This window comes from Modestobacter excelsi, assembly GCF_005930495.1.
GTDB classification, from domain to species: Bacteria; Actinomycetota; Actinomycetes; order Mycobacteriales; family Geodermatophilaceae; genus Modestobacter; species Modestobacter excelsi.
Window position 1 is genome coordinate 1 of sequence record NZ_SJEX01000133.1, and the last position, 6,885, is coordinate 6,885.

The window sequence follows — 6,885 nt, forward strand, 5'->3', positions numbered from 1 at the left end:
GCCCAGGACCATCCCGAGCAGCCCGAGCAGCTTCACGTCCCCGCGGCCCAGGGCCGCCGGGGACACCACCCGCACCGCGACCCCCGCACCGGCGGCGATGACGGCGGCCGCCCCGGCGCGCAGCACGGCGCCCGGCTCACCGGTGACCACGGCGTCGGCGAACAGCGCGACCCCGCAGCCGATGGACGCCGGCCAGGTGACCCGGTCGGGCAACCGGTGCCGGCGCAGGTCGACGTCGCCGAGCACGAGGGCCGCCGCGCCGAACCAGGCCAGGGCGACCGCAGCCGGGCGGGCGCCGGCCAGCGCCGGCCCAGCGGCGACGACGACCGCCGCCAGCAGCGAGGTCACGGCGACCCGGGCCGGCGTCGGGCGGGCCGCGTCGTCGCGCTCGGCGAGCCGCGTGGTGGTGACGGCCAGCCACGGGCCGAGCAGCAGGCCCACGACCGCGCCGGCGAGCGTCAGCGCGCTGGGCACCGGCCGGTCAGGCCCCCAGCGCGGCGCGCATCGCCGCGATCGGCGCCGGGTGCCCGGTCATCAGCTCCACCTGGGCGGTCGCCTGCCAGAACAGCACCTCGATGCCGCTGATGGCATGGCCGCCAGCCAGGTCGACGCTCTGCGCCAACGGGGTCGGCCAGCCGGCGTACAGCACGTCGAGCACCGTCTGGCGGGGCCGCCAGACGAGGTCGGCGACGGCGGACTGCCCGTCGGCGGGCACCGTGCTCACCACCACCGGGGCGGCGACCGAGGTGGTGGCGTCCAGCCGCTGCACCTCCGCGGTCAGGCCCAGCGCATCCAGCACCCGCAGCAGGTCGGCGGCGCGGGCCGGCTCGCGGACGACGACGTCGACCTGGCGAGCGCCCAGCGAGGCCAGTGCGACGGCGGCAGCCGCCGCCGTCCCGCCCGCGCCGAGGACGGCCGCGTGCTCCACCTGCTCCACCCCGCCGCCCTGCAGCGCGGTACCGACCCCGAGGACGTCGGTGTTCTCCGCCCGCCAGCCCCCGCCCTCGGTGCGCACCAGGGTGTTCGCCGCCGCCAGCAGGCGAGGGAGGGCGTCGACCTCGTCAGCGACCGCGACCGCCGCCTGCTTGCACGGCATCGTCACGGAGAAGCCGCGCCACTCCGGGCCGAGTCCGGCCAGCAGCACGGGCAGGTCCGCAGGCCCGACGTCCAGCGCGTCGTAGGTCCAGTCGGTCAGCCCCAGGGCCGCGTACGCCGCCCGGTGCAGCAGCGGGGACAGCGAGTGGCCGACGGGCCGGCCGAGGACAGCTGCCCTCAGGACCGGCCCGTCGGCCTGTCGGTGGCTCAATTCCCCGGGTTGTCCTGCAGCCACTGCTGGAACAGCAGCACGTTCTGCTGGTGCTCCTCGGCGGTGACCGCGAACCGGGTCTCCCCGGTGTCCGGGTCCACCACGACGAAGAAGCGCCAGTCGCCCGGGGTCGGGTCGAGCACCGCGCGCAGCGCCTCCTCCCCGGGGTTGCTGATGGCACCCGGCGGCAGGCCGGGGTGCACGTAGGTGTTGTACGGCGAGGAGTTCTGCCGGTCCTCGCTCGTGGTGGTGATGCCACCCTTGCCGTTGGCGTAGTTCACCGTGGTGTCCAGCTGCAGCGGCATGCCGTCGGCCAGCCGGTTGTCCAGCACCCGGGCGACCTTGCCCATGTCCTCGGTGCTGCCCGCCTCCGCCTGCACGATGCTGGCCTCGGTCACCAGGCCGAGCCGCTGGTCCTCGGGGACCTGCAGCTCGTCGAGCACCGCCACCGTACCGGCCACCATGTCGGACAGGATCCCGACCGCGGTGTCCCCCGGCTCGATGTCGTAGGTGGCCGGGAACAGGAAGCCCTCGAGCAGCCCGTTGGCGTAGGCCGGCAGCCCGAGCGCCGCCGGGTCGGCGGCCGCGGCCTGCAGGTCGGTCAGCGGGATGCCGGTGGAGTCGGAGACCTTCTGCAGCACCTGGACCACGGTGAGGCCCTCGGGCAGCGTCACCCGGGTGACCTGCCGGGAGGCCGGGTCGAGCAGCAGGTCCAGCGCTGCCTTGCCCGACATCCGGGAGTGCAGCGTGTAGACGCCGGGCTGGATGCCGGTGGCCGCCGGGTTGGCGTCCGCGGCGTCCTCGAAGGGGCCGGTGGAGGCAATGACGCCGGCGCTCACCAGGGTGCCGGCGATGGCGCGCAGCGAGTCACCGTCGTTCACGCGGACGTCGACGGTGCCGGTGCCGGTGCCGGAGTAGTCCTCGGCGACCGGGTTGATCGTGGTCCAGAGCAGCTTGCCGCCGATCCCGATCCCGACGACCAGCGCGGCCAGGACGATCAGCGACAGCACGATGGTGATCGGCCGCCGGCGCTTGCGCGGCCGGTCGGAGCCACCGCCGCCGCGGCCCCCACGGCGCCCGCCACCACCGCCCAGCAGGTGGTCGTCGAGGTCGGCGTCGTCGTCGTGGTCGTGGTCGTCGAGGGGGTCGTGGACGTCGTCGTCGGTGACGACCTCCAGGCCACCGGTCTCGTCGAAGACGGTGGCCGGCCCGGCCAGCTCGTACGGGTGCTCGTCGGGGTGCAGCCCGGCGTCGTCACCGTCGTCGGGCTCCGTGCCCCGGTGCCGCGAGGTCGGCGCGAGCCACGTGCCCGTGTCGTCGTCCCAGTCGGTGGCGTGCATCTCCGTCGCGGGCTCGTCGGCAGGCGCTGCGGTGCGGGCCTCGTCGGTGACGAGCGAGGCCAGCGAGCCGCGACCGGCCGGCTGGGGGGCGTCGGGCACCGGTCGGCTGTTCGCCGAGAGCCAGCCGGGGTCGGTCTCGGCGTCGGCGAACCGGTCCGCGGCGACCCGGTCGGCTGTCGTCGGCTCGACGGCGGCGCGCGGCGCGGGGGCCGACCGGCGGTCGCCGACCGGGGAGCGGCCGGGTCGCTGGTCGGTGGCGGCCTTCGGCACGGCCGGCGCGACGGCCAGCATCTCCGTGGTGCGCGGCGCCGTCTCGGCGGCGGCACTCGCGGCGGTCATGTCGTCCCAGGACCACGACTTGGGCCCGGAGGCCCCGGCCGCGCGGCGCGGGCCGTCGGTGGGGTCGATGCCGAAGGCGCTGAGGTCCAGGCCGGCGGCGGCCAGGCCGACGTCGGCGATGCCCCCGGCGGCAAGCCCGGTGATCTCGACGTCGGCGATGTCGACGGGGCCGCGGGGCGGGAGCACCTGGACGCCGGTGGCGTCGGTGTCCGGGGCGGAGCGACGTCCGCGGCGGGGACGCATCGTGTCGTCGTCGGCCAGCTGCAGCGTGCTCGCGCCGGCGCTCGTCCAGGAGGCGAGGAGCTCCGACGCAGGACGGCCGGAGCCGCCCTCGGGCTGGGAGTGGCGGCCGCGCGGACGCGGCTGGGTCGGGTCCGTCACGAGTGGCGCCCCCTGGTCTCGGGGCCAGTGCGAGGTCGCCCGTCGAGATGGCTCTGCAGGATGACCACGGCGGCCGCCTGGTCGATCACCGGGCGCTGCCGGCGTGCGGAGATGCCTCCGGCGCGCAGATGACTCGCAGCGGTCACGGTGGAGAGCCTTTCGTCGACGAGGTGCACCGGGACGCCCCCGATGCGACTGGCCAGGGATGCAGCGTAGGCACGGGCATCTTGTGCCGAGGCGCCCGACGCTCCGGACAGGTGCTTCGGCAGACCCACAACCACCTCGACCACCTCGTGTGTCACAACCAGCCCAGCGAGATGGTCCAGGTCGCTCTGGTCCTTGGCTCGCCGGAGGGTCTCCAGCGGGCTGGCGAGGGTGCCGGTCGCGTCCGAGAGGGCCACTCCGACGCGCACGGTGCCCACGTCGACGCCCAGTCTCCTCCCCGGCGCCCGGACCGGCCCGTCGTCGTCAGCGGCCATGCCGGCCACCGCCGTCGGGGGCGGGCTCGTCCCGGACGGGACGGGGGCGGCCGGCGCCGGGCACCCGCGGCGGGTAGCCGCCGAGGTCGAGCTGCCCGGTCTCGGGGTCCTGCGCCGGTGCGTCCTGCCGGTCCAGCGGAGGCAGCGGGAACGGCACCCGCTCGGTGGCGTGCCGCCCGGCGGGCGCTCCCTCCTCAGAGGTGGCGTCCCACGGCACCGGACGTGGTGGCACGGGTGGCCGCAGCAGCTGCGGGACCGGCTCCACCGCCGGGTCCCCGTCCGGACCGTCGGGCGCGTACCTCACGAAGTGGCCGCTCCGATCGTCTGTTCGACGGCCGCCAGGGCCGCCGGGATGCCCGCCGGGTCGGTCCCGCCCCCCTGGGCGACGTCGGGCTTGCCGCCCCCGCGCCCACCGACCGGTCCGGCCGCGGCCTTGAGCAGGTCGTTGGCCGACAGCCCGCGCTGCTGCGCCGCGGGGTTGACGGTGGCGATGAGCGACACCTTGCCGTCGGCCGCCGACGCCAGGACCACCGCGGCGGGCTTGTTCCCCAGCCGCCCGCGCACGTCCAGCGCCAGGCCGCGCAGGTCACCGCCGGACAGGCCGGCCGGCGCCCCGGTGACCACGGCGACGCCCCCCAGGTCCGTGGCGGAGGCGGCCAGGTCACCGGCGGCGGCCAGCGTCTGCTGCCCGCGCAGCGCGGCCAGCTCGCGGTCGGCGTCCCGGAGCCGGTCGAGCATGCCGTTCACCCGGTCGACGATGCCGTCCTGCGGGGTCTTCAGCAGGTCGGCGAGCTGGCGGACCAGGTCGCGCTCCCGGGCCAGGTACCGGAAGCCCTCCAGCCCGACCGACGCCTCGACCCGGCGCGAGCCCGACCCCACCGAGCTCTCGCCGGTCAGCGCCAGGGTGCCGATCTGCGCGCTGCCCCGCACGTGGGTGCCACCGCACAGCTCCCGGGACCACTCGCCGCCGATCTCGACGACCCGGACCTGCTCGCCGTAGGTCTCGCCGAACAGCGCGATCGCGCCGAAGTCGCGGGCCTCGGGCAGCGTCATGTACAGCGCCCGGACACCGTGGTCGGCGCGGACGGCGGCGTTGGCGACGTCCTCGACGTCGATGCGCTGCTGCGCCGACAGCGCGCCCTGCCAGGCGAAGTCCAGGCGGAGGTAGCCGGGCCGGTTGTAGGAGCCCGACTGCAGCGCCTGCGGGCCGAGCACCTGGCGCAGCGCCGCGTGCAGCACGTGCGTGCCCGAGTGCGCCTGGCAGGCCGACAGCCGCCACTCGCGGTCGACCTGCGCGGTCAGCTCGGTGCCGGCGCGCAGCTCGCCCTCGAGCACCCGCACCTGGTGGGCGACCAGGCCCTTGACCGGACGCTGGACGTCGAGGACCTCGGCCCGGCCGCCGTCCCAGGTCAGCTCGCCGGCGTCGGCGACCTGCCCGCCGGACTCGGCGTAGAACGGCGTCCGGTCCAGCACCACGCGGGTGACCGAGCCGGGTCCGACGACCGGGTCACCGTCGTCGGAGGTGGCGTCGTCGCCCTCGTCGACGACGCCGAGCACCCGCGAGTCGGTGTGCAGTGTGTCGTAGGCACGCCAGTCGGTGGGCCCGAACTCCGCCAGGAGCCGGCGGTAGGCCAGCACGTCGACCGACCCGGTGCGCTTGGCCCGGGCGTCGGCGCGGGCGCGTTCGCGCTGCTCCTTCATCAGGGCCCGGAAACCCTCCTCGTCCACGGTGACGCCCTGCTCGGCGGCCATCTCGAGGGTGACGTCGATCGGGAAGCCGTAGGTGTCGTGCAGGCTGAACGCCTGGGTGCCCGACAGCGCCGGGGTGCCTGCGGCCCGGGCCTGGCTCACCGCGGTGTCGAACAGCGCCGTCCCGGCGACGAGGGTGCGGCGGAACGCCTCCTCCTCGGCGTAGGCGATGCCGGAGATCCGGGCGAAGTCCGACGCCACCTCGGGGTAGCTGGCGCTCATCGCGTCGCGGGAGACCGGCAGCAGCTCGGGAAGGGTCGCCGCGTCGACGCCGAGCAGCTTCATCGACCGGACCGCGCGGCGCAGCAGCCGGCGCAGGATGTAGCCACGGCCCTCGTTGCCGGGGGTGACCCCGTCTGCGATGAGCATCAGCCCGCTGCGCACGTGGTCGGCCACCACCCGCAGCCGGACGTCGGCGTCGTGGTCGGCGCCGTACGTGACGCCGCTCAGCTCGGCCGCCCGGCGCAGCACCGGGGCGACCTCGTCGATCTCGTACATGTTGTCGACGCCCTGCAGCAGGAAGGCCACCCGCTCCAGGCCCATGCCGGTGTCGATGTTCTTCTTCGGCAGCTCGCCCAGGATCGGGAACTCCTTGCCCTCCCCCGGGCCGCGCTCGTACTGCATGAAGACCAGGTTCCAGATCTCCAGGTACCGGTCGCCGGTCGGATCGGCCTCCGGCCCCCCGCCGGGGCCGTACTCCGGCCCGCGGTCGTAGTGGATCTCCGAACAGGGGCCCGCCGGCCCGGCGGCGCCGGTCGACCAGTAGTTGTCGTCCTTGCCGCGGCGCTGGATCCGCTCGGCCGGGACGTGGGCCCGCCACGCATCGAACGCCTCGTCGTCGTCCAGGTAGACCGTCGGCCAGATCCGCTCGGGGTCCAGACCCAGGCCGCCGTCCTCGACGCGGCCGGTGACCAGCTCCCAGGCGAAGCCGATCGCCTCGGCCTTGAAGTAGTCGCCGAAGGAGAAGTTGCCGTTCATCTGGAAGAACGTGCCGTGCCGGGTGGTCTTGCCCACCTCCTCGATGTCGAGGGTGCGCACGCACTTCTGCACGCTGGTGGCCCGCGGGTACGGCGCGGGCTCCCGGCCGGTCAGGTACGGGATGAACGGCACCATGCCGGCGACGGTGAACAGCAGCGAGGGGTCGGGCGACACCAGCGAGGCGCTGGGCACCACGGTGTGTCCACGCTTCTCGAAGTGCTCGAGGAAGCGGCGGCGGATCTCGGCGGTCTGCATGCGGGGGGTCTCGGTCCTTCAGCGAGCGGGGTGGCCGGCGGGGCGCCCGCGGTGGCGC

6 protein-coding genes are annotated in these 6,885 nt (G+C 75.4%); all 6 read right to left on the minus strand.

The window, feature by feature from the left end:
• On the minus strand, positions 1–474 hold a 474-nt coding region (locus FHL80_RS24510), incomplete at its 3' end, for a prepilin peptidase (protein WP_138735940.1).
• Between the two features lie 7 nt (positions 475–481).
• Positions 482–1,306 carry a shikimate dehydrogenase gene (locus FHL80_RS24515; protein ID WP_246078934.1) on the minus strand — a complete coding sequence of 275 codons (825 nt, stop codon included), beginning with the start codon at positions 1,304–1,306 and terminating at the stop codon, positions 482–484.
• Positions 1,303–3,366, minus strand: a complete 2,064-nt coding sequence (gene mltG / locus FHL80_RS24520) for an endolytic transglycosylase MltG (protein ID WP_138735941.1) — start codon at positions 3,364–3,366, stop codon at positions 1,303–1,305. The genes FHL80_RS24515 and mltG overlap by 4 nt, the downstream gene beginning before the upstream one ends.
• Complete coding sequence (ruvX, locus tag FHL80_RS24525; RefSeq protein WP_138735942.1) at positions 3,363–3,845, minus strand: Holliday junction resolvase RuvX; 483 nt, start codon at positions 3,843–3,845, stop codon at positions 3,363–3,365. Before ruvX ends, mltG begins: the two co-directional genes overlap by 4 nt.
• On the minus strand, positions 3,835–4,110 hold the full coding sequence (locus FHL80_RS24530; protein WP_138735943.1) for a hypothetical protein: 276 nt from the start codon (positions 4,108–4,110) through the stop codon (positions 3,835–3,837). Before FHL80_RS24530 ends, ruvX begins: the two co-directional genes overlap by 11 nt.
• A 35-nt stretch (positions 4,111–4,145) precedes the next feature.
• Positions 4,146–6,827, minus strand: coding sequence for an alanine--tRNA ligase (gene alaS / locus FHL80_RS24535; protein WP_138735944.1), 2,682 nt, complete (start codon positions 6,825–6,827; stop codon positions 4,146–4,148).
• Between the last annotated feature and the right edge of the window lie 58 nt (positions 6,828–6,885).

Bases quoted from the DNA above. Each gene is read 5' to 3' on its own strand.
- ruvX (WP_138735942.1), bottom strand. From the start codon at position 3,845: ATGGCCGCTGACGACGACGGGCCGGTCCGGGCGCCGGGGAGGAGACTG.
- alaS (WP_138735944.1), bottom strand. From the start codon at position 6,827: ATGCAGACCGCCGAGATCCGCCGCCGCTTCCTCGAGCACTTCGAGAAG.